We start from the raw sequence: 22,465 nt of genomic DNA on the forward strand, positions 1-22,465 counted from the left end.
ACTAACATAATTGTTATTTTTGTAACCATACCCTAGAGCAAAAGCGATAGAGATGCCAAGTACTTTGCTTCATGCGTTGCAGCATTTTTGTTATAGCCTAATTTTGCTTGCATTAAGCACATCTTGCGGGTAGCCTGCTTAGGTTTATTGTTGTAGTAGTAGATAACTAAATAGGTTTTATTGCATGAAATTGGATGCTCTCAATCGAATCTTTGGTGGCGCGCTATTGGTCGCTGGTACGTGTATTGGCGCAGGGATGTTAAGCCTACCTATATCAACCGCTGCAGGTGGATTTTCTGCCTCTGTTGGTGCTTTTCTCTTTTCTTGGCTAATGATGACCTTTACCGCATTTTTAATGTTAGAGATTTCTTTGTGTTATCCAGAAGAAACCAATTTAATCACAATGGCTAAAACAACCTTAGGAAAATGGGGCGCCATTATTGCTTGGGTTTGTTATCTATTATTTTTATACTCATTGATGGGTGCATATACATCAGGGGCAAGTGGAATACTTGCAAAAGTCTATACTAAGCTGGGTATTCCTGAATATTTTAGTTTACCAACCTTCGTTGGTTTTTTTTCATTGGTTGTTTACTTAGGTACGCGTTGGGTTGATGGTGTCAATCGCGTCATGATGATTGGTCTCATTGTTGCTTATTTAGCACTTGTGGGCATTACTGCACCTAAAGTTGACTGGAATTATCTACAAAACGGAAATTCTAAATACTTGTGGGCAGCAGCACCTTTGCTGGTTACCTCTTTTGGTTTTCATTTACTCATACCCAGTCTTAAGAATTACATGCATGGCAATGTAAAAGAATTAAGATTTGCAATCTTTTGGGGAAGCTTGTTGCCTCTAATCGTTTATTTATTTTGGGAATTTATCATTTTGGGCACTGTGCCTTCCAAAGGTGCAGGTGGTTTGATTGCCATGAATCAAACGGAACAACCTGTTGTGAGCCTAACGCATGCCTTAAGTGTTGCTTTATCCAATACATGGATTACATTACTGGCTCGTATATTTGGATTTTGTGCCATCCTTACCTCATTTATCGGGGTTGCTTTAGGATTATTTGATTTCTTAGCAGATGGTTTTCATATACAGAAGAACACGCGTGGTAAATTACTCTTAGCAGTGATGACTTTCTTGCCACCTGTATGCTTTGTTATTTTTTATCCTTCAGGCTTTTTATTAGCTTTGCGATACGCAGGTGTATTTGCTTCGATTTTATTAGTTTTATATCCTGCCATCATGGTATGGCGTAATCGTTACTCTCTTAAATCAGCTGCGCCCTATAGAGTGATTGGGGGACGTGCTTCCTTGATCTTGGCTATTGTTTTTGGTGCGAGTGTGATTTCTTTAGAAATATTACAAGATTTAAAATGGCTTCCCATGCCGATAAGTTCAATGGGCGATCCATCTTTAGACACTTATGAAGACTTAGATTTAGATATATAGTAGTAATTTAAATAATCAGGTAACCCCATGAAAAGTAATTTAATGAAACTTGCAAACCCATGTATATTTGATATTAACCCTTATCAACCAGGTAAGCCTGTTTCAGAGTGTCAGCGAGAGTATGGTTTGAGTCAGTTTGTTAAATTGGCTAGTAATGAAAATCCATTTGGGCCAAGTCCCAAAGTCATTCAAGCGATTCAAGAGGCATTGCCACACATTGCATTATATCCAGATAGCCATGGTTTCGAGCTTCGAAAAGCATTGTCAGAAAAATATGATGTGGCCATCGATAATTTGATGATAGGCAATGGCTCAGAAGAAATTTTGCGTATGCTATTACAGGCCTTTATTGTGCCTGGCCAAGAAGTGATTTTTGGTCAATATTCATTCATGGGCTATGAGATTTTAGCCAAGAGTGTTGGTGCTCAGGTGACAAAGGTTCAAATGCCACGTTGGAAAATGGACTTTAATGAAATCCTAAAGGCAATATCACCTAAAACAAAAATGATATTGTTAGCAAATCCCAATAATCCAACAGGTACTTATGTGAACGATGAAGAGTTGAAAAGCTTTTTAACACGTTTGCCTTCAAATGTACTGGTGGTTTGTGATGAGGCGTATTATGAATATATTCATAAAGCAGATTATCCGCAAACACATGGTTGGATTGCAGAATTTCCTAATTTAATTGTTACTCGAACTTTTTCAAAAGGCTATGGTTTAGCGGGATTAAGAGTGGGGTATGCAATGGCGCATGAAGAGATCATTGCGCTTGTGAATAGAATTCGCCAACCCTTTAATGTAAATACTTTAGCGCAAGTAGCGGCGCTGAGCGCGCTAAAAGATCAAGAACATCTTGAATATTGTATTAAAAACAATGAAATAAATAGAGATAAATTATGTGCAGGTCTAACGGATATGGGGATTTCTTATATCCCCAGTGAGGCTAATTTCCTCATGATACATGTGAAAACAGATGGTTTTGCCTTACATGAAACACTGCTTAAAATGGGTATTATTATTAGGCCGCTTCGTTATTATCAGCTGCAATATTACGTTAGAGTAAGTATAGGTCTGGAAGAAGAAAATAATTGTTTCTTAAATGCGCTTGAAAAAATTGGTTTAAGGGAGAAAGTATTGTGACTTTATTGGAAAAACATTGCCAGGCTTGCGAGGGTGGTGTAGCGCCATTGACAGTAGATGAAGCAAATAAATATCTCAAAAAAATATCAGGCTGGACATTAGAGAATGATAATAAGGCAATTGTTCGTCAATTTGCCTTTAAAAATTATTATCATACAATGGCTTTTGTAAATGCGATTGCTTATATGGCGCATTTTGAAAATCATCATCCCGATTTACAAGTGTCTTATAATAGTTGCACAGTATTGTATACCACACATGCTATTGGTGGATTATCTGAAAATGATTTTATCTGCGCTGCTAAAGTAGATAAATTAAGAGAGCAGGGTAAGTAAAAATCATATTAGATGAGCGTAGCGAATCAATTTTCTTTCTTTGTTGTCAAAGAAAGAGGCACTTTTAAGTGCAGAGAAGGATTTTTAAAATAAATATTCTAAAATCCATCTGCTCACTAACGTGAGCTTCTTCCCTTGATTCCAAGGGAAGAAAATTATTCACTTCGTTCATTCTTTAGATACCGCAATATAAAAATTAAATGCGAAGAGTATATCAACACTTCGCCTCATCCGACTGCTCTTTAGGCGGAAACAGTGGTTTGTGCATCCCTAATTTTCTCGCTTCTTCTATCAAGGCTAATAAATCAGAATGTAAGCTTTTAAACAAAGCATCAAAATTTGGAATCACGAAATACACAGATTGGAAGATATCAATGCGATAAGGGGTGCGGAAGGCATCAAGTACATTGAGTGGCTTGCGTAGTGGCTTATCGCTTTCTAAGGCATATTTTGTTTCGCCATAGGAAGAGAGGATACCACCACCATAAATGCGTAGGCCTTGCTGCGTTTGAATCAGACCAAATTCAATGGTAAACCAATAAAGTCTGGCCAGCATGACGCGGGTTGCATGATCAACTGAAAGACCAATTTGTGCATATTCGTGCATGAAATCAGCATAAACAGGTAAGCTCAATAAAGGGCAATGTCCAAATATTTCATGGAAAATATCAGGTTCTTGTAAATAATCCATCTCTTCGCGGGTGCGTATGAAGGTCGCGGCAGGGAATTTCTTATCTGCCATTAGTTTAAAGAAGGTTTCAAAATCAATCAGCGCTGGGACGGAAGCGACCTGCCAACCTGTTAAGTCTAATAAGCGCTCGTTCACTTCAGGTAATTGAGGAATTTTATCTTTGCTTAGCCCAATTTTATCAATACCCTCCATATATTCTTGGCAAGCACGATTTTGAATATTGTCGATCTGACGAACGTACAGATCATGCCAAATCACTTCTTCTTCATCAGTATAATTTACCCAGCCTTTGGCATCTGGTATTTTTGAGATATATTTTGATTTTTTCATTTTTTTGCCTACAACCTAAGCAAATCTTATTTCTGGCACATGCGCTGGAATGACTAATTCTCCCGCAGTAAGTTGCTTGATTTCATCAATACTGACATCGGGGGCACGTTCTAATAAATAGAAAGCACCGTTTTTAATTTCAAGTACTGCCAAATCAGTGACGACTTTTTTGATGCAGTTAACGCCAGTCAGCGGTAGTTGGCAATGGGGTAATAGTTTGGATTCCCCTTGTTTATTGGCGTGATTCATGGCAACGACAATATTTTGTGCACCTGCCACCAAATCCATCGCACCACCCATGCCTTTGATGAGTTTCCCGGGCACCATCCAAGAAGCAATGTTACCATTTTGATCGACTTCAAAAGCGCCGAGCACGGTTAAATCAATGTGTCCACCACGAATCATGGCAAAACTATCGCTGGAAGAAAAGAAGCTAGCACCAATAGCTGTGGTGACTGTTTCTTTGCCTGCATTGATTAAATCAGGATCAAGGCTTTCTTCCGTAGGGTATTCACCCATGCCCAGCAAACCATTTTCAGATTGTAGACATACTTGCATGCCTTGTGGGATATAGTTCGCAACCAGCGTTGGGATCCCAATGCCTAAATTGACATAAAAGCCATCTCGTAGTTCTTGCGCGATACGCATTGCAATTTGTTCTCTATTTAGTGGCATATCTGTACCTTTGATTATTTAATTATTATTTTTTTAATGTTTTTCGCTCTATACGTTTTTCAAAGCTACCTTTGATGATCCTATTAACATAGATGCCAGGCGTATGGATAAAATTAGGATCAAGTGTACCTGCTTCAACAATTTCCTCTACTTCAGCAACCACTATTTTTCCTGCGGTTGCCATCATGGGGTTAAAATTCATTGCAGTTTTACGATAGATCAGGTTACCCATTGTGTCTGCTTTATAGGCTCTAATAATAGCGAAATCTGCGGTAAGCGATTCTTCCAAGATATAATGTTTGCCATGAAATAGTTTGACATCTTTGCCTTCGGCAATCGGTGTACCGTATCCTGTAGGAGTATAAAAAGCGGGGATGCCAGCGCCACCTGCACGAATTTTCTCTGCGAGTGTGCCTTGTGGCGTTAGTTCAACTTCCATTTCGCCACTCAGAAATAACTGTTCAAATAAGTTGTTTTCACCAACATAAGAAGCAATCATTTTCTTTATTTGACGTTTTTCTAAGAGTATACCAAGACCGAAACCGTCAACACCGGCATTGTTAGAAATACAAGTTAGCCCTTTGGTGCCCATCTCATATATTTTTTTGATGAGTCCTTCAGGAATGCCGCAAAGACCAAAGCCACCCGACATAAGTGTCATATTGTCAGTGAGACCTTGCAGCGCTTCATCGTAACTATTTACTACTTTATTAAACCCTGACACAACTTTTCTCCTAGTTTAATGTGTGCATTATTTTTTGCTTAGCAAAGCATTTGCCACTTTCGATCGATTCTTTATGTTTAATGCATCGCAAATATATTGTCCTGCATTGATTAATTTTTCCAAATTTATGCCGGTTTTTAAACCCATTCCATGTAACATATATACAACTTCTTCTGTTGCGACGTTACCACTGGCACCTTTTGCATAGGGACAGCCGCCTAATCCACTAACAGAGCTATCAATGATTCTAATGCCTTCTTCCATACAGGCGTAAATATTGGCTAAGGCTTGTCCATAGGTGTCATGAAAATGAACTGCAAGCTTCTCAATTGGAATGCTTGATTTAAGATCACGAATCAGAGATTGCGCTTGCTTAGCTGTACCCACACCGATGGTATCACCAATGGAAATCTCGTCGCAGCCTGCGTTATAGAGCGCATTTGCAACATTCAATACTTGAGTGGGTGCTATATGGCCTTCATAAGGGCAACCTAAGACACAAGAAATATAGCCGCGTATCCATTGTTTCTGCATTTTGGCTTGCGCGATCACTTGTTTAAAATTATCTAAACTTTGCGCGATGCTACAATTGATATTTTTTTGCGAAAAGCTTTCTGAGGCTGCTGCAAATACAGCAATGGAATCAGCTCCCACTGCTGTTGCATTGCTAAGACCTTTTTCATTTGGCACCAAGGCAATGGTACGAACCCCAGCTACTTTGGATAATTGCATGACCAGTTCTGTATGATCTGCCATTTGAGGCACCCATTTGGGTGACACAAAGCTAGTGACTTCAATGGTTTTTAAACCTGCATCCATGAGCTTGTGAATTAAATTGAGCTTTAACTCTGTGCTTAATATGCTTTTTTCATTTTGTAGTCCATCGCGAGGACCTACTTCAACTATCTTAATCATTCTATTATTCACTATATATTATCATATTCTATCAGCTCTGAACCTTCGATAACCTGATCACCCATATTAAAATGAATATTCTTTATTTTGCCTGATTTAGGTGCTGCAACAGTGTGTTCCATTTTCATGGCCTCAAGTGCCAGCAATTTCTCACCTTTATTAACTGAATCGCCGATTTTCTTCCAAATTTTTGTAATCATACCCGGCATAGGGGATATAATAATATTACCGTCATGCTGTTCTGTTTTAGTAGAATGATCAATATGTGCCAGATCGTTAAGTTGATATAGATGTCCTTGATGTATTAAAGATAGTTGTGCATTTTCTATAAAATAAGATATTGAACGCCAACTATTTTCAAATTGATAACTTAAAATATTGTCATCAACTGTTCCTGAGATTTCAAATATACTTTCAAACAAAGGGCAGGATAGTTCTAAACTTGTCTGGGTATGCGTTATCTGTATCGCAATGCTTTGAGATTGATATTCAAGCAATAGCATTTCTTGAGCTTTAAGATTAATCCTAAAGGCATTCTTCTTATCCCAAAGCGTATTGTCTGCCGTGTTTCTATTTAATATAAAAACCAGGCAAGCTGCTGCAAGTACTTCTTTTGAAAGTGTAGGCGCCGCGCAAAGATATTGTGATAAATTTCTTTCTAAATGCTGCACATCTAAGCCTTCTGCAAAAGCATGACTTAGTAACAGACTTTGCAGGAAACTAATGTTGTTTTTAATGCCGATTATTTTGAAATGATCTAAGGCATCGGCCAATAAGTGAATGGCTTTGTCTCTATTTTCGCCCCAGGCAATCAACTTGCACAGTAGTGGATCAAAGTAGATGCCAATACTATCTCCTCGTTGAATACCTGAATCTAGGCGTACATTCTGAGAATCTTTATAAAATAAATGCTTTATCTTTCCTGTTTGCGGTAAAAAATGTTGTTCTGGATCTTCAGAATAAATTCTTGCTTCAATGGCGTGTCCTATTTGCTTGATATTTTTTTGTTGCAAGGGGAGTGCTTCGCCTTGTGCGACTTTAATTTGCCATTCAACAAGATCAAGTCCGGTGGTCATTTCTGTCACAGGATGTTCTACTTGCAGTCTTGTATTCATTTCCATAAAATAGAAATGATGATCTTGAGAAACTAAAAATTCAATGGTACCTGCACCTGTGTAATCAATAGCATGGGCAGCTTGAATGGCGCTTTGATACATTTGCTCTTTGAGTGCTTGAGATAAATGAATCGCTGGAGTCTCTTCAATCACTTTTTGATGTCGACGTTGATTCGAACAATCACGCTCAAATAAATGCACGCAATTGCCATGGCTATCTCTGAAAATTTGCACTTCAATGTGGCGAGCGTTAATTAAATATTTTTCTACAAACAAACTATCATTACCAAAGGCATTTTGACTTTCTTGTTTGGCTTGACGTGCTGCTTCTTCAATTTCCTTGCTGTCAAAAACAATACGCATGCCTTTTCCACCGCCACCACAGGCAGCTTTAAGGATCACGGGAAAGCCTATGTTTTGGCATGCTTCAGTAATTTCTGCAACAGATTGTACATCTAATTTTCCTGGCACGGTTGGAACTTTGGCTGCTTCCATAATCTTTTTGGCTTCGTCTTTGACTGCCATGGCTCGGATGGATTGGGCAGAAGGTCCAATAAAAATAATATTTTCTGCCTTGCATCTTTCTGAAAAGAGTGCATTCTCAGAAAGAAAGCCGTATCCAGGATGAATAGCATCTACCTGTTCTTTTTTTGCAATGGTAATTATTTTTTCAATATTTAAATAGCTATCTTGTAGTTTTTCGCTACCAATACAATAAGCAACATCTGCTTCTTTCACATGTAGGGCATGTATGTCTGGTGTTGCATAAACAGCAATGGTTCTTATATTTAAGCGCTTACAGGTCTTTATAATTCTGCAAGCAATTTCACCGCGATTAGCAATCAGTAGGGTATTTATCGTTGAATTAATCATGAATTGCCCATTTTGGTTTCATTTTATTAAGAAATGCATTCAGACCAGCTTGTCCTTCTTGAGAGATACGTATTTTTGCAATGAGGGTAGCCGTTGATTGCAATAAATTATCATTGATGCTTAAGGGGGTCAGTTCATTTACCAGTTTATTGATGGTTTCTAAGGCAACGGGGCCATTGGCTAACAAATGATGAATGGTTTCATTTACTTTGTTAGATAATTCATTCTCTTCTACAATTTCCTGGCATAAACCAATCATATGCGCTTCTTGTGCATTGAAGGTCTTTGCTGTTAAGAAATAATGTCTTGTCCAGCGAGGGCCTATGGCATTGAGAATAAAAGGTGAGATAACTGCAGGAATGATGCCTAGTCTTGCTTCTGAAAAACAAAAGCTCGCATCTTTTTGAGCAATGACTATTTGGCAACAAGCGACTAATCCCACACCACCACCAAAGGTTTTACCTTGTACCACCGCGATGGTTGGTTTGGGTGAGTGATAGAGTACATGCATGAGTTTGCCAAGATCGGTTGCATCATCAATATTTTCTTCTTCAGAATATTGAGCCATGCTTTTCATCCAGTTTAAATCAGCACCAGCAGAGAAATTTTTGCCTTGTGCTTTTAAGAGGATAATACGGGTATTTTCATTTGAAATCGCTTCTTTGATAAAATAAGTGAGCTGCTCTATCATCCCATCATCAAAGGCATTATGCTTATCTGGTCGATTGAGGGTTAAGGTGGTAACGCCTCGTTTGTCTGTTTCGGATAAGATAAATGAATCAGTACTCATATTCTAAATACTCCAAATTGGGTTGGCTCGATAGGGGCATTTAATGAGGCAGACAAACCAAGTCCAAGCACTTCCCTGGTTTTGGCAGGATCGATGATGGCATCGTCCCAAAGGCGAGCGCTTGAATAATAGGGGCTACCCTGGGTCTCATATTGTTGAATGATGGATTCAAAAAACTGGGTTTCTTCTTTTTTATCCCATGTTTTATTTTGTTTTTTTAGGCTTGCTTGTTTTACTTGTACCAGTACACTTGCGGCTTGTTCACCTCCCATGACAGAGATACGTGCATTGGGCCACATCCACAAGAAGCGAGGCTGATAGGCTCTGCCACACATACCGTAATTACCCGCACCAAAACTGCCTCCAATAATGACAGTCAGTTTAGGCACTTTTGCGCAAGCAACGGCAGTTACCATTTTGGCACCATCTTTTGCAATACCGCCTTCTTCATAGCGTTTACCGACCATAAATCCGGTGATATTTTGCAAGAAAATTAATGAGATTTTACGTTGACAGCATAGTTCAATGAAATGTGTGCCTTTCTTGGCAGACTCAGAAAATAAAATACCATTGTTGGCAACAATGCCAACTGGATGACCATAAAGATGCGCAAAACCGCAGACTAAGGTTGAGCCATAGAGCGCTTTAAACTCATGAAATTCAGAATCATCAACTATTCGTGCAATGATTTCCTTGACATCCATTGGATATTTTAAGGAGGTAGGAATAATGCCGTATATTTCTTCTGGGCGATAGCGGGGGGCTTTTATGCTTTGTATGTCAAAGGGTATGCGTTTTATCGTAGTGAGATTTTTAATACAGTCGCGCGCAATTAATAAGGCATGCGCATCATTTTGTGCATAATGATCTGCAACACCCGATATTTTGCAGTGGGTATCAGCGCCACCGAGTGCTTCTGCTGTGACGACTTCGCCTGTAGCAGCCTTTACTAAAGGGGGGCCTGCTAAGAAAATGGTAGCTTGATTTTTTACCATGATGCTTTCATCCGCCATAGCAGGCACATAAGCACCACCAGCGGTGCAAGAACCCATTACAACGGCAATTTGTGGGATGCCTTGGCTTGACATCATTGCTTGGTTAAAAAAGATTCTGCCAAAATGATCTCTATCTGGAAAGACTTCATCTTGATAAGGTAAATTTGCACCGCCTGAATCCACTAAATAAATACAGGGTAAACGATTTTCTTGTGCAATTTCTTGTGCTCGTAAATGCTTTTTGACTGTAATGGGATAATAAGTGCCGCCTTTAACGGTCGCATCATTGGCAATAATCATACATTCTCTGCCATGAACACGACCGATACCGGTAATGATGCCGCCTGCAGGCACAGAATCTTCATAGAGATTAAAACCAGCAAAGAGAGAAAACTCCAAGAAGGCAGAGCCTGGATCGATCAATTTATCGATCCGAACTCTGGGGAGTAATTTGCCACTACTGGTGTGTTTATCTTGTTGCGCTTTGCCGCCTCCTTGCGCAACAAGTTCACTTAACGCTTGTAATTGTGCAACCTGTGTCTGCATGGCGGCAGCATTTTTTTTAAAGTCATCAGATTGTGTATTTACTTTAGTTGCTATAAAGGGCATATCTTAATCCATTAATGTTATGGCAATTGCTGTGGCCTCTCCACCACCAATGCAGAGTGATGCAACACCTTTGCTTAGGCCTTTTGTGCGTAAGGCATAAATAAGTGTCGTTAAAATGCGTGCACCTGATGCCCCAATAGGGTGACCCAATGCACAGGCACCACCATGAATGTTTACTTTTTCGCTTGGTAATTTAAGATCTTTCATTGCTGCTAAGGTAACAACCGCAAAAGCTTCATTGATTTCATATAAGTCCACCTCTTCTGCAGACCAATTGAGTTGAGCTAAAAGTTTCTGAATGGCGCCAACGGGAGCTGTTGTAAACCAGCTGGGATCTTGAGAATGTGTGGCATGTCCTTCTATGCGCGCTAATACAGGAAGTTTATGTTTTTGTGCTTCTTGTAGCGACATAATTAAATGCGCAGATGCACCATCAGAAATACCGCTGGCATTGGCTGCCGTTACCGTGCCGTCTTTTTTGAAGGCAGGTTTGAGTGTCGTAATTTTATCTAATTTTGCATTCAGTGGTAATTCATCGGTGTCGTATAGCATAGCTCCTTTTTTGGTTTGTACTTCAAGTGCACTGATCTCATTCTTAAAAAGTTTGTGTTCAATGGCGTATTGAGCGCGTTTGAGGGATTGTATTGCAAATTCATCTTGCATTTGTCGGGTGAAGCCATATTTTTCTGCACACAATTCAGCAAAAACACCCATGAGTGTGCCTTTATTGTAGGCATCTTCTAGACCATCTAAAAACATATGATCTTTTACTTCACCATGCCCCATACGCAACCCACCACGTGCTTTGGGGAGCAAGTAAGGTGCAAGTGTCATATTTTCCATACCACCGGCAACAACGCATTGATTAGTGCCTGCTTTGATAGAATCAATACCCAACATAATCGCTTTCATGCCAGAGCCACACATTTTATTAACGGTTACAGCGGCAGCTTTATCTGGAATGCCAGCGGCTTTGGCGGCTTGGCGAGCAGGGGCTTGGCCTAATCCTGCGGGTAATACGCATCCCATGATGACTTCATCAATATGTTGAGGATCCATTTTGACAGAAGCTAAAGTAGCATTGATGGCATGTCCACCCAATTGTGGTGCAGTGATGTCACTAAAACAGCCTTGAAATTGGCCAATAGGGGTGCGTTGTGTTGCGACGATGACGATGGGATTGTCTTTTGAAATCATAGAATTGTCCTTAGTGTCGTTTTATGTTGGGTTTTTAGTTCGATTATTGTCGCCATCTTGTATACCCTTCACAGCTGAATTTTCGAGGGTGTTGACATCGCTTATCTCGCAATAGTCATGTATTTTGCATACATTCCTATTGCTCGAAAGCTTGTCGCCTACTCGACATTGTGCCCCTTGCGGGTAAAAATCATCTGTTCTGGGTATAATATTCAATGCGAGCTTGCTTCATTAAATATTTCCTTACCAATGATCATACGACGAATTTCAGAAGTTCCAGCGCCAATTTCGTATAATTTAGCGTCTCTTAAAAAGCGCCCGGTGGGAAATTCATTGATATAGCCATTGCCGCCCAAGCATTGAATGGCTTGTAAAGCAACTTGAGTTGCTTGTTCTGAAGCAAATAAGATAACAGCGGCAGCATCTTTGTTTGAGAGTTGTCCGCTTTCATCTGCGTATTTTGCTAATTGATATACAAAAGCTCTTGCTGCACTTAAGGTAGCATACATGTCTGCAACTTTTGCTTGAATCATTTGGAATTCGCCAATAGCTTTGCCAAACTGCTTGCGTTCGTGAATATAAGGCACGACACAATCAAGACAGGCTTGCATAATGCCAATAGGGCCTGCGGCTAAAATCAGTCGTTCATAATTCAAACCACTCATTAAAACTTTAGCGCCTTGATTGAGTTCTCCGAGAATATTTTCAGCAGGCACTTCACAATTATTAAAAACCAGTTCACATGTGTTTGATCCGCGCATACCCAATTTATCTAATTTTTGTGCAGTAGAAAAACCAGAAAATTCTTTTTCAATGATGAAAGCAGTAATGCCTTTAGAGCCACCTTCAGGGGTTGTTTTGGCATATACTACGAGTGTATTTGCTTCGGGGCCATTGGTGATCCACATCTTATGGCCATTGAGGATAAATTTATCGCCTTTTTGTGTTGCTTGTAATTTTAAACTCATGACATCAGAGCCACTGCCTGTTTCACTCATGGCCAGTGCTCCGACATGCTCGCCAGAAATCAGTTTAGGTAGGTAGCTTTGTTTTTGTTGCTCTGTGCCATTGCGGCGAATTTGATTGACACACAGATTAGAGTGCGCCCCATAACTAAGGCCAACAGAAGCTGATGCCCGACTGATTTCTTCCATGACAATGACGTGTTCTAAATATCCTAATTGTGCGCCGCCGTATTTTTCTTCTACAGTAATGCCTAAGAGTCCAAGCTCGCCCATTTTTCGCCAGAGTGGTTGTGGAAATGTATTGCTTGTATCAATTTCATGAGCAATCGGTTTAATTTCTTTTGCAGCAAATTGCTCAACGGTTTGTTGAATAAGGTTTGCTGTCTCTCCAAGATGATGTCTCATAATGCTTTCCTTAAATGAGAGTAAACTTTATAACTCGATTGCAAAAGTTTTCAGAAACTCTATCCTTCTTTGGTACAAACCACAAGTATATAGTCTTCTCACATGAATTTTATGGGGTGTTGTCTTCGTCCTCTCGCAATCCTCATGTACTATATGTACACTGCGGTTGCTTGAGGCTTGACGCCTACCCTAAAACCCATGTGCTGTGACTATATGCATTCAAATTTTAGGCTTCACTCATAGAGTCAAAAGTTAAGGTAATCAGATGAACATAAAAGATCAAGTCGTTCTTGTTTCTGGTGGTGGTAGTGGTATGGGTGAAACGCTGTGTCATTCATTGGCTCAGCAGAATGCGACTATTATCGTGCTTGATCGACATGCAGAAAATGCGCATCGTGTTGCTAAAGCAATAAATGGCATAGCTTTAGTCTGTGATATTACAGATGAAAAAGCTTTGGAAGACAGCATTCATGGTTTAGCAATAGAGCTTCAAACAAAACTTAAAGTAGTCGTCAATTGTGCGGGTATAGCGCCTGCACAACGTATGGTCGGTAAGAAAGGACCCGTTGCTTTAGAGTGGTTTGAGCAAGTGATTAAAGTGAATTTAATTGGCACCTTTAATGTCATGCGTTTGGCTGCGCATCTTATGATTCAAAATGCCACAGAACGAGAAGAAAATGGCGTTATTATTAATACTGCTTCGATAGCGGCTTTTGATGGGCAAATAGGCCAAAGTGCTTATAGTGCTTCTAAAGGAGGCGTTGTGGCAATGACTTTGCCATTAGCGCGTGAATTAGCACAATTTGGTATACGTGTGATGACCATTGCACCAGGTTTGATTAATACACCCATGTTACAAGGCATGCCAGATGCAGTGACAGAAGCATTAATCAGCCAAACGGTTTATCCGAAGCGTTTTGGTGAGACATCAGAATATGCCAAACTGGTTGCACATATTATTGATAATCCAATGTTGAATGGGGAAGTGATACGCCTCGATGGGGCTATGCGCATGGCTTAAGTCTTCGCAGCTGTGTTTTAAACATCGTTGCTTTCGCCATCTCGCAATCCTCATTTGTTTTTCAATAAATGAGCGTAGCGAATGATTTTTCCCACTTTTGTAAAGGGGGAAAGCGTGAAACGCTAGGGGGATTTAGACCTCGAATTTAGATTGTACAGCTAAATCTCCCTGACACTACGTGTCTTCCCTCTTTACAAAGAGGGAATTTGATTCATTGCGCGTATCTACCTTTATAATCAAAGCTATCCCTCTTTCTGTAATTCTTTTCCAATCACAATTTTTTGTATTTCGCTGGAGCCTTCATAAATAGAAGTTACGCGTACATCACGATAAATTCTTTCAATGGGAAAATCACTGAGATATCCATAGCCGCCTAAGATTTGTATGGCTTCTCTACAAATATGCTCCGCACGTTCTGTTGCAAAGAGTTTTGCCATGGCAGCTTCTTTGATAACGCTGTGGCCCATGTCACGCTTACTGGCCGCATAATGTATTAATTGACGTGCTGCTTCTAATTCAGTTGCCATTTCTGCGAGTTTAAATTGTATGGCTTGGTGCTGAAATATTTTCTTGCCAAAGCTTTCTCGTTCTTTTGCATACTGCAAACTGAATTCAAAAGCCTTTTGCGCCATACCGAGTGCTTGAGCACCGACACCTAAACGACCACATTCCAGCGTAGATAAAGCAATTTTATAGCCTTCTCCCTGCTGGCCAAGCAGATATTCTTCGGGCACACTGATATTGTCCAGCACAATTTGCGCAATATTTGAGGTATGTTGACCCATTTTGCTTTCGATTTTAGCAACCGTATAGCCTTTGGTATTGGTGGGTACAATGAAAGCACTGATCTCTCTTTTATCATCGTGATGATTGGTTGCTGCAAATACAATGGCAATATCTGCAATGTCTCCAGAAGTGATGAATTGTTTAACACCATTGAGGATGTAGTTGTTGCCTTGCTTTACTGCTTTGCTTTGAATATTAATGGCATCACTGCCCGCTTGAGGTTCAGATAAGCAAAAAGCGCCCAAATGCTTGCCTTGAGCCATTGGTTTTAAAAATTGTTCTTTTTGTTCTGTGGAGCCATATTTTAACAAAGGCAAGGTGCCTACACTGTTGTGTACACCGATGATGGTAGAAACACCGCCATCTGCTTTTGCTATTTCTTCCATAAATAAGACATAAGAAAGGTAATCGCATTCAGCACCACCCAAATGTTCTGGAACTAAGACACCCATAAAACCTGCTTGTGCAAAAGGCTCAAGTGCCGCTTTGGGGAACTGCTTTTTTTGTGCCCATTCTTCTGCAAAAGGTGCAATATGTTTATTTGCTAGTTGCCTTGCAGTTTCTTTTATGAGTTTGTGCTCTTCCTTGAGTAGCATAAATAACACTCCATGACCATTCGTCGATTATTATACTTTTAAACAGTTACTACATAAGAATATTGCTAAAATAGCTGCTTGGCTATTAGCCTTAACATATTTTGGCTGTTAGAATTTTCCATTTATAGTCTTTGCACATAAATTTTGGGCGATGTTGTCTTCGCTCTCTCGTAATCCTCATTTACGCTTGCGTAAACGCCGGTTGCTCGAGGCTTGATGCCTACCCCAAAAATCATGCGTTGTGACTAAAGAAAGATTGCATAATATTTTGCGTCGCAAAAAGGAGATCCTTGTGAATCAAGAGAATACGATTGTAGCAAATTTTGCCATCTCCTATTTTCGTTATTTAGATGAAAATGGAATTTGTTCAAAAGAGTTGCCTGCATATCTACAGGATCCACAGCATATTGAAAAGTTATATAAGATGATGGCTAAAACAAGAATATTTGATAAAAAAGCCATCACTTTGCAGCGTACAGGTAAATTGGGTACTTATCCTTCTACTTTGGGCCAAGAAGCCATTTGTGTGGGTATTGGTGCTGCGATGAAAAAAGAAGATGTGTTGTGTCCCTATTATCGTGAATATGGTGCGCAATTTTGGCGCGGTGTTCGTATGGAAGAAATTTTATTGTATTGGGGTGGTGATGAAATAGGGAGCGCCTTTAAAGACAATCCACATGATTTTCCTATTTGTGTGCCCATTGCAAGTCAATGTTTGCATGCGGTAGGTGCTGCATTTGCTTTTCAGTACCGTCAAGAGAAAAGAGCAGTTGTTGCTACTATCGGAGATGGTGGCACTTCTCGGGGTGACTTTTATGAAGCTTTGGGCGTTGCGGGTGTCTGGAAATTGCCGGTTGTGTTTGTTATCAATAACAACCAATGGGCAATCTCTGTTGCAAGAGAAAAGCAAACCGCTTCAGAAACATTGGCACAAAAAGGCATCGCCTGTGGTGTTCCTTCTCTTCAAGTCGATGGGAATGATATTTTTGCCGTTACGCAAAAAGTTGAAGAAGCTTTAGCGCGTGCACGTAATGGTGAAGGCTCTACTTTGATTGAAGCGATTACCTATCGTATGTGCGATCATACAACAGCAGATGATGCCAGCCGCTACAGGCCCGAAGCAGAACTTAAAGCACATGAAAAATTTGATCCCATCAAACGTGTAAAGCAATATTTGTTAAGCAAAGGGGATTGGGATGAAGCGCGTGAAAGTAAAATGATTGAATCTTTTACGCAGGAAGTAAACGATGCAGTAGCGCGATATCTTGAAACACCTACACCACCTGCCGAAGTTATGTTTGAACACTTATATGCCACTTTGCCCAGAGCATATGAGGCTCAATACCAAGCATTAAAAGAGGGAACAAAATGACCGCTATTACATTAATTGAAGCTGTTAACAAAGCCTTAGCTTATGAATTAGAACATGATCCCAATGTTGTGGTATACGGTGAAGATGTTGGTGTGAATGGTGGTGTGTTTCGTGCCACAGATGGTTTGGCAAAAAGCTTTGGAGAGCACCGCGTTAAAGATTCTCCTTTGGCTGAAAATCTGATTGCAGGCTTAGCGGTTGGTATGTCTGCAATGGGGCTAAAGCCCGTGGCAGAAATTCAATTTTTAGGCTTTATTTACGCAGCTTTAGATCAAATCATTAGCCATGCAAGCCGCTTGCGTAATCGTACACGAGGACGATTAAGTTGCCCAATGGTGATTCGTACGCCTTACGGCGCGGGTATTCATGCGCCTGAACACCACTCAGAAAGTATCGAAGCAATGTTTGCGCATGTACCAGGATTACGGGTTGTCATTCCATCCTCTCCTAGTCGTGCTTATGGATTATTATTGGCCGCCATTCGTGATCCAGATCCTGTTATATTTTTAGAACCAACGCGTGTTTATCGTTTAATGAAAGAGGAAGTGGAAGATAATGGTGAAGCATTGCCGTTAGATGTTTGTTTTCAGTTACGCGAAGGCAATGATGTTACCTTAGTTTCTTGGGGGGCGATGATGCACGAAACCTTACAGGCTGCTGATGAACTTGCAAAAAATGGCATTACAGCAGATGTTATTGACGTTGCTACCATTAAGCCTTTAGATATTAATACGATTTTAAATTCTGTGCATAAAACAGGCCGCTGTGTGATTGTGCAAGAATCTGTCTCAACCTGTTCTGTTGGATCGGAAATTTCAGCACTCATTGCAGAAAATGCTTTAACCTCATTAATGGCACCTGTTGTGAGAGTATCAGGTTATGACACCATTGTTCCCTTATATAAGCTTGAAAAAACATATCTTCCAAGTAAACAAAGGATTTTAACGGCTGTACAACAAGTTTTGGAGTTCGCATGAAGATATTTCATTTGCCTGATTTAGGAGAAGGATTGCCAGATGCAGAAGTTGTAAAATGGCATGTTGCTGAGGGCGATACTATTGTAGAAGATCAAGCTTTGGTTTCAATGGAAACTGCAAAGGCAGTTGTAGAAGTACCTTCCCCTTTTGCTGGGAAAGTAAAAAAACTACATGGTAAAGAAGGTGATATTATTGCAACAGGCGCACCTTTAATAGAATTTGAAGTGAGCGCTAAAGAAGACAGAGGAACGGTTGCGGGTAAAATTGAAGTCAGCGATGAGATCATCAAAGAAACCGCAATTTCAGCATCTGGTAAGGCTTCTGGTATCAAAGTATTACCTGCCGTGCGTGCACTTGCAAATAAACTCAATGTTGATCTCTCCATTGTCTCTGCAACTGGGGCGAATGGTACAATCACTGCCGATGATGTAAAAAGAGCAAGCGAAGCATTGAATCAGGCTGGCCCTTTAGAACCTTTGAAAGGGACTCGACGCATGATGGCGATAACGATGGCGCAATCGCATAGTGAAGTTGTGCCCGTTACCATTGTGGATGATGTGGATATTCATGCATGGGCCAATAATGGTGATTATACGGTACGTGTTATTCAAGCCATGGTTGCAGCTTGCCAGCAAGAAAAATCCTTAAATGCTTGGTTTGATTCTGCACAATTGGGTAGACGTTTGCTAAAAGAAGTGCACATTGGTTTGGCGATGGATACGCCCGATGGTTTATTTGTTCCTGTGATTAAAGATGCGCACAGCAAAGATGCTAAAATGTTGCGTGATGAGATCAATGCGCTTAAAACGGAAGTGAGCACGCGCACTATTAAGCCTGAGAAATTACAAGGGGCTACCATTGTTCTGTCTAATTTTGGAAAGTTTGCTGGTCGTTATGCAAATCCCATTGTTGTACCTCCGATGGTTGCTATCTTAGGTGTTGGCGCATTGCGTAAAGAAGTAGTGGTTGTGAATAACGATCCGCAAGTGCATCCCGTGCTACCGTTGTCTTTAAGTTTTGATCATCGCTCTGTAACAGGCGGGGAAGCAACACGCTTTTTGAAAATATTGATAGATGAATTAAAAAAATAGTGATTATCTAGGTAAATTCAAAGATAAATTCAAAAAAGGCGCTTTAAGCGCCTTTTTTGTTAATATTGATATTCTTTACATTTTCGGTTGAGTAACCAATCAATAGAGATCTTTCCTGGGCCGTGTGCCATCAGTACCATCATCATTACACCCCAATAGAGATGTTGATGAAAGCCAGCTGAGCCTTGTGGTGTCCATAGAAATGGGTAGGAATAAAGGGCTACAAGGTTAACGATAAATAGACCAATGGCTGCAAAGCGACTAAACAAGCCAATCAACAACAGAAGGGGTAAAACTAATTCACCCATTGTACCCAAATAGGCTGCAATATCGGCAGAAATCAGTGGCACTTCATATTCATTTTCAAATAGCATTAGAGTGCTATCCCAGCTTTGAATTTTGTTTAAGCCAGAATTCCAGAAAAAAACTACGAACAGCCAAGCACGTAGTGTCAGATCGACTAAAGGGGCTAGTACGCTTAATAAGTTGGTCAATTTGCTATATAGGCGTGATAGTCTTTCCATAGATTCCTATTTCCCTAATTCTATTAAATACCAATCAGATCTTCACTGAATGGTATTACACCTAAAGCAGTACTGATTATCAACAAAATTTTCTTTAGCTCACAGAAGGGTGAGTCGTTTCTTGAATTTTTTATGCTACTATTTAGGTGTAGCTAAACATTTTTAAGAATTAGATATAAAGCAAGGAGCATTATTATGCGTAAAGGGGTTATGGGATTATTATTTATAAGTGTTGGTCTGGCATTTTCTCAAGCTGCATTTTCAACAGAAATGATACGTTATGAGCATGATCTGCATCACAATAAAGCGACCAATCATAAAGTGCATCAGCAAGGGGCTAGCCATACACAAGGTACTGATCGTAAAACCTCTGGCCAAAAGCTTCAAAAGAAACAATCCAATTCTGATGCGTATCAAGGCGCTAGACCTAATTATTATAAAGACGATTCTGCTAACAGTCGTAATGCTGCGCGTCATGGGGTGCGTGAAAAAAATTAGCGCTTAATTAAGTTCAGGGAGGCCAAAATTTAGGTCTCCCAAATATTATTTTTTATACAGTAATGCCTCTTTTTTAGCTCGCATGCTTTCCTATTTTTCTTCACCCATCGTTTTATAGAAAAAATATATTTAAAATCATTATGTTACTTTTGAACTCTTACTTCATTTATTTTGTGATAGGTCATAGCCATTTTTTAGAATAGGCGCATATCAACTTTTATTCATCTTTCAAACTGAGATAATAAAAGACATTAAAGCCACATTGGTTTTAGATGTGAGGAGTAGTTGGTATGTTAACGAAAAACCTATTATTAAGTTTGATTTTTTCTTTAAGCTTAGGATTAGCTTCCGTTGTTCATGCAGAGTCTGGTGGTGGTAGCGATGGCGGTAGTTCTGGCGCTTCAGGTGGCGGCGGTAGTGAAGGTGGCGGCGGTAGTGAAGGTGGCGGAGACAATGACAATGGCATGCAAAAAAGTGTGGGAAACGCTGCTGTTGAGCGGGCTAGAAGTGATGGTGGAACGCATATCAATGACATGACAGAAGGTCGTGGTGGTGCACCTGCAGGTTCTAATGCTGAATCAGCGTTGGAAAGAATGAGAGATAGAGACTAGGTCGCTATTCAGCTTCTAATAAAATAAAGTTTATTTTATAGGGGGAGAAACCCCCTATTTTTTATATTCTAAAATACTCAAAAAGATCACCTTTATCGATAGATTTGAGTTTTCTACCTTATCCTTTATGCAGTAATCTACTTACTGTAGCTTAAGCTTCCTTTTATTTATCTGTATTGCAAATATTAATAGAAAATATCTTTAAAATCATGATGCTGTTTTTTTACTTGTGTGTTGTTAGCATTTTTTTAAGTTGAAGAGCTGTGCATGATGCTTAAGTATGAACTATGATTCATTTGCTAAACTGGGAATATAAAAGATATTAAAGCCACTTTGGTTTTGAATGTTAGGAGTGATTTTGTATGTTAACGAAAAATTTATTATTAAGTTTAATCTTTTCTTTAGGTTTGGGCTTAGTAACTGCGGCTCATGCTGGTAGCGAAGGTGGCGGTGCAGACGGCGGTGGTTCAGGTGATTCTAGCTCTGGCAGTGAGGGCGGAGATAATAATGATGTAAAAAGAGGTTCTAGTATTTCTCCTCAAAATAGCCGTCAAGGACAGATTCGAGAAGGAGATCCACCTGCAAGCCATCCTGCTGTGCGTGCAGAAAAGTTTATGGGTGATAGAGACTAATTTTAAGCTATTCACTTTTATATCTTGGAACTCGTATGAAAATACGGGTTCCATTACCATCCAATCAACCTCTTTATTTATCTGCTAAAATTCATGTGAGAAGGCTATATAATCGTCTTGTGCAAAAGGTGGCAATATGAAAAAAATCTCTCTTGCAATAGTCGTTGCTATGATTGTGTGCACCATGAATGCATGTTCCCATTTGCGCAAAGAAAATACCGCATCCGCACAATCTCAGTCAGCCTCTCAACCTAAAAAGAGTAATAGCATCAGTAAGTGGTTGTTTCAAAAAGAACCTGCGCATTACAGCGAAAGCTATGACAGGGGTGTATACCGTGTGCGTGACAGAAAGTAAAATAGGTGAGCGAGGTACTCTCGATATTAAATAGATGTTGCGTGTTTACCTAAATAAGCCGATTGAATGGTGGGGTTGTTGAGTAGTGACTGACCTGTTCCTATGAGTTCTATTTTTCCATTCACAAGCACATATCCACGATGTGCAAGTTTGAGCGCATGATTTGCATTTTGCTCAACCAAAAATAAAGTGGTACCTGCCTTTGCAATCTCTGAGAGTATCTTGAATATTTGCGTTACCAACAAAGGTGCTAAGCCAAGACTGGGTTCATCTAAAAAAAATACACGTGGTTTTGGCATGAGGCCTCGACCAATGGCCAACATTTGTTGTTCGCCACCGGATAAGGTGCCCGCTCGTTGAGTGCGTCTGTCGTATAAAATGGGAAAGAGAGAATATATATACTTTTGTTGCATTTGATTTTGTGCTTTATTTTTGATGACAAAAGCACCTAATTGCAAATTTTCTTCCACGGTGAGTTTGGGAAATATACGCCTTCCTTCTGGAGACACAGAGATGCCGCATTTTATGATTTCATGTGAACTTAAGTGATGAATAGCTGTGCCTTCAAATAAAATACTGCCTGTTGCTATCGCTGGCTCTCTAAATAAGGACATCAGTAGCGTTGTTTTTCCTGCACCATTTGCACCAATGAGTGCAACAATCTCATTTTCGTAGATATCTAATGACACATCATTTAAGGCTGTGATAGAGCCATAGCGGGCAACAATGTTCTTATATTGCAGTAAGGGCGTATTATTCATAAGATATTCTTCGCATTCTT

General features: G+C 39.9%; 23 protein-coding genes. 11 read left to right on the plus strand and 12 right to left on the minus strand.

Annotated elements, in window-relative coordinates; all coding sequences use genetic code 11:
- Positions 1-184: 184 nt before the first annotated feature.
- From CC99x_RS01695 to CC99x_RS01705, 3 genes are read left to right on the plus strand one after another with little or no spacing between them, the layout of a single operon-like run.
- Positions 185-1,459 (plus strand): amino acid permease, encoded by a 1,275-nt coding sequence (locus tag CC99x_RS01695; protein ID WP_057623558.1) that lies wholly within the window; start codon positions 185-187, stop codon positions 1,457-1,459.
- A gap of 27 nt (positions 1,460-1,486) precedes the next feature.
- On the plus strand, positions 1,487-2,602 hold the full coding sequence (gene hisC / locus CC99x_RS01700) for a histidinol-phosphate transaminase (protein ID WP_057623560.1): 1,116 nt from the start codon (positions 1,487-1,489) through the stop codon (positions 2,600-2,602).
- On the plus strand, positions 2,596-2,937 hold the full coding sequence (locus CC99x_RS01705; protein WP_057623562.1) for a 4a-hydroxytetrahydrobiopterin dehydratase: 342 nt from the start codon (positions 2,596-2,598) through the stop codon (positions 2,935-2,937). Before hisC ends, CC99x_RS01705 begins: the two co-directional genes overlap by 7 nt.
- A 214-nt stretch (positions 2,938-3,151) precedes the next feature.
- On the opposite strand, the gene phhA is transcribed toward CC99x_RS01705, so the two are convergent.
- From phhA to CC99x_RS01750, 9 genes are all read right to left on the minus strand, one after another.
- Positions 3,152-3,958: a phenylalanine 4-monooxygenase gene (gene phhA / locus CC99x_RS01710; RefSeq protein WP_057623564.1), complete on the minus strand. Its 807-nt coding sequence runs from the start codon at positions 3,956-3,958 to the stop codon at positions 3,152-3,154.
- Positions 3,959-3,973: 15 nt separating this feature from the next.
- A complete protein-coding gene (locus CC99x_RS01715; protein ID WP_057623566.1) occupies positions 3,974-4,633 on the minus strand; it encodes a 3-oxoacid CoA-transferase subunit B in 660 nt (219 codons plus the stop codon).
- Positions 4,634-4,658: 25 nt separating this feature from the next.
- Positions 4,659-5,357: a 3-oxoacid CoA-transferase subunit A gene (locus CC99x_RS01720; RefSeq protein WP_057623568.1), complete on the minus strand. Its 699-nt coding sequence runs from the start codon at positions 5,355-5,357 to the stop codon at positions 4,659-4,661.
- A gap of 27 nt (positions 5,358-5,384) precedes the next feature.
- The gene (locus CC99x_RS01725) at positions 5,385-6,272 is read right to left on the minus strand and encodes a hydroxymethylglutaryl-CoA lyase (RefSeq protein ID WP_057623570.1); all 888 of its coding nucleotides are present in this window, start codon (positions 6,270-6,272) and stop codon (positions 5,385-5,387) included.
- Between the two features lie 11 nt (positions 6,273-6,283).
- Positions 6,284-8,260 (minus strand): ATP-binding protein, encoded by a 1,977-nt coding sequence (locus tag CC99x_RS01730; RefSeq protein WP_057623572.1) that lies wholly within the window; start codon positions 8,258-8,260, stop codon positions 6,284-6,286.
- Positions 8,253-9,050 carry an enoyl-CoA hydratase-related protein gene (locus CC99x_RS01735; protein ID WP_057623574.1) on the minus strand — a complete coding sequence of 266 codons (798 nt, stop codon included), beginning with the start codon at positions 9,048-9,050 and terminating at the stop codon, positions 8,253-8,255. Before CC99x_RS01735 ends, CC99x_RS01730 begins: the two co-directional genes overlap by 8 nt.
- Positions 9,047-10,654 (minus strand): carboxyl transferase domain-containing protein, encoded by a 1,608-nt coding sequence (locus CC99x_RS01740; RefSeq protein WP_057623576.1) that lies wholly within the window; start codon positions 10,652-10,654, stop codon positions 9,047-9,049. The genes CC99x_RS01735 and CC99x_RS01740 overlap by 4 nt, the downstream gene beginning before the upstream one ends.
- A 3-nt stretch (positions 10,655-10,657) precedes the next feature.
- Positions 10,658-11,851: an acetyl-CoA C-acyltransferase gene (locus tag CC99x_RS01745; protein ID WP_057623579.1), complete on the minus strand. Its 1,194-nt coding sequence runs from the start codon at positions 11,849-11,851 to the stop codon at positions 10,658-10,660.
- A gap of 212 nt (positions 11,852-12,063) precedes the next feature.
- Positions 12,064-13,221, minus strand: coding sequence for an isovaleryl-CoA dehydrogenase (locus tag CC99x_RS01750; protein WP_057623581.1), 1,158 nt, complete (start codon positions 13,219-13,221; stop codon positions 12,064-12,066).
- A 265-nt stretch (positions 13,222-13,486) separates the two neighbouring features.
- On the opposite strand from CC99x_RS01750, the gene CC99x_RS01755 reads away from it, so the two are divergent.
- Complete coding sequence (locus CC99x_RS01755; RefSeq protein ID WP_057623583.1) at positions 13,487-14,242, plus strand: SDR family NAD(P)-dependent oxidoreductase; 756 nt, start codon at positions 13,487-13,489, stop codon at positions 14,240-14,242.
- Between the two features lie 242 nt (positions 14,243-14,484).
- Here the strand turns inward: CC99x_RS01755 and CC99x_RS01760 are convergent, their stop codons facing one another.
- Entirely contained in the window at positions 14,485-15,624 is a 1,140-nt protein-coding gene (locus CC99x_RS01760; protein WP_057623585.1) for an acyl-CoA dehydrogenase family protein, read from the minus strand.
- A 292-nt stretch (positions 15,625-15,916) separates the two neighbouring features.
- On the opposite strand from CC99x_RS01760, the gene pdhA reads away from it, so the two are divergent.
- From pdhA to CC99x_RS01775, 3 genes are read left to right on the plus strand one after another with little or no spacing between them, the layout of a single operon-like run.
- Positions 15,917-16,996 carry a pyruvate dehydrogenase (acetyl-transferring) E1 component subunit alpha gene (gene pdhA / locus CC99x_RS01765; protein WP_057623587.1) on the plus strand — a complete coding sequence of 360 codons (1,080 nt, stop codon included), beginning with the start codon at positions 15,917-15,919 and terminating at the stop codon, positions 16,994-16,996.
- Positions 16,993-17,973 (plus strand): alpha-ketoacid dehydrogenase subunit beta, encoded by a 981-nt coding sequence (locus CC99x_RS01770; protein WP_057623591.1) that lies wholly within the window; start codon positions 16,993-16,995, stop codon positions 17,971-17,973. The genes pdhA and CC99x_RS01770 overlap by 4 nt, the downstream gene beginning before the upstream one ends.
- On the plus strand, positions 17,970-19,064 hold the full coding sequence (locus tag CC99x_RS01775; RefSeq protein WP_057623593.1) for a dihydrolipoamide acetyltransferase family protein: 1,095 nt from the start codon (positions 17,970-17,972) through the stop codon (positions 19,062-19,064). The genes CC99x_RS01770 and CC99x_RS01775 overlap by 4 nt, the downstream gene beginning before the upstream one ends.
- A 59-nt stretch (positions 19,065-19,123) precedes the next feature.
- On the opposite strand, the gene CC99x_RS01780 is transcribed toward CC99x_RS01775, so the two are convergent.
- Entirely contained in the window at positions 19,124-19,588 is a 465-nt protein-coding gene (locus CC99x_RS01780; protein WP_057623595.1) for a DoxX family protein, read from the minus strand.
- A gap of 195 nt (positions 19,589-19,783) precedes the next feature.
- Here CC99x_RS01780 and CC99x_RS01785 point away from each other — a divergent pair, with 195 nt between their 5' ends.
- The 4 genes from CC99x_RS01785 to CC99x_RS01800 all read left to right on the plus strand — a co-directional run bounded on the left by CC99x_RS01785 (position 19,784) and on the right by CC99x_RS01800 (position 21,684).
- Positions 19,784-20,086, plus strand: a complete 303-nt coding sequence (locus CC99x_RS01785; RefSeq protein WP_057623597.1) for a hypothetical protein — start codon at positions 19,784-19,786, stop codon at positions 20,084-20,086.
- Positions 20,087-20,376: 290 nt separating this feature from the next.
- Positions 20,377-20,697: a hypothetical protein gene (locus CC99x_RS01790; RefSeq protein WP_057623599.1), complete on the plus strand. Its 321-nt coding sequence runs from the start codon at positions 20,377-20,379 to the stop codon at positions 20,695-20,697.
- A gap of 362 nt (positions 20,698-21,059) precedes the next feature.
- Entirely contained in the window at positions 21,060-21,329 is a 270-nt protein-coding gene (locus CC99x_RS01795) for a hypothetical protein (protein WP_057623601.1), read from the plus strand.
- 136 nt (positions 21,330-21,465) lie between these two features.
- Positions 21,466-21,684: a hypothetical protein gene (locus CC99x_RS01800; RefSeq protein WP_057623603.1), complete on the plus strand. Its 219-nt coding sequence runs from the start codon at positions 21,466-21,468 to the stop codon at positions 21,682-21,684.
- A 26-nt stretch (positions 21,685-21,710) separates the two neighbouring features.
- Here the strand turns inward: CC99x_RS01800 and CC99x_RS01805 are convergent, their stop codons facing one another.
- A complete protein-coding gene (locus CC99x_RS01805) occupies positions 21,711-22,445 on the minus strand; it encodes an ABC transporter ATP-binding protein (protein WP_057623762.1) in 735 nt (244 codons plus the stop codon).
- Positions 22,446-22,465: the final 20 nt, after the last annotated feature.

The organism is Candidatus Berkiella cookevillensis (assembly GCF_001431315.2).
In the GTDB taxonomy this organism is placed as follows: domain Bacteria; phylum Pseudomonadota; class Gammaproteobacteria; order Berkiellales; family Berkiellaceae; genus Berkiella_A; species Berkiella_A cookevillensis.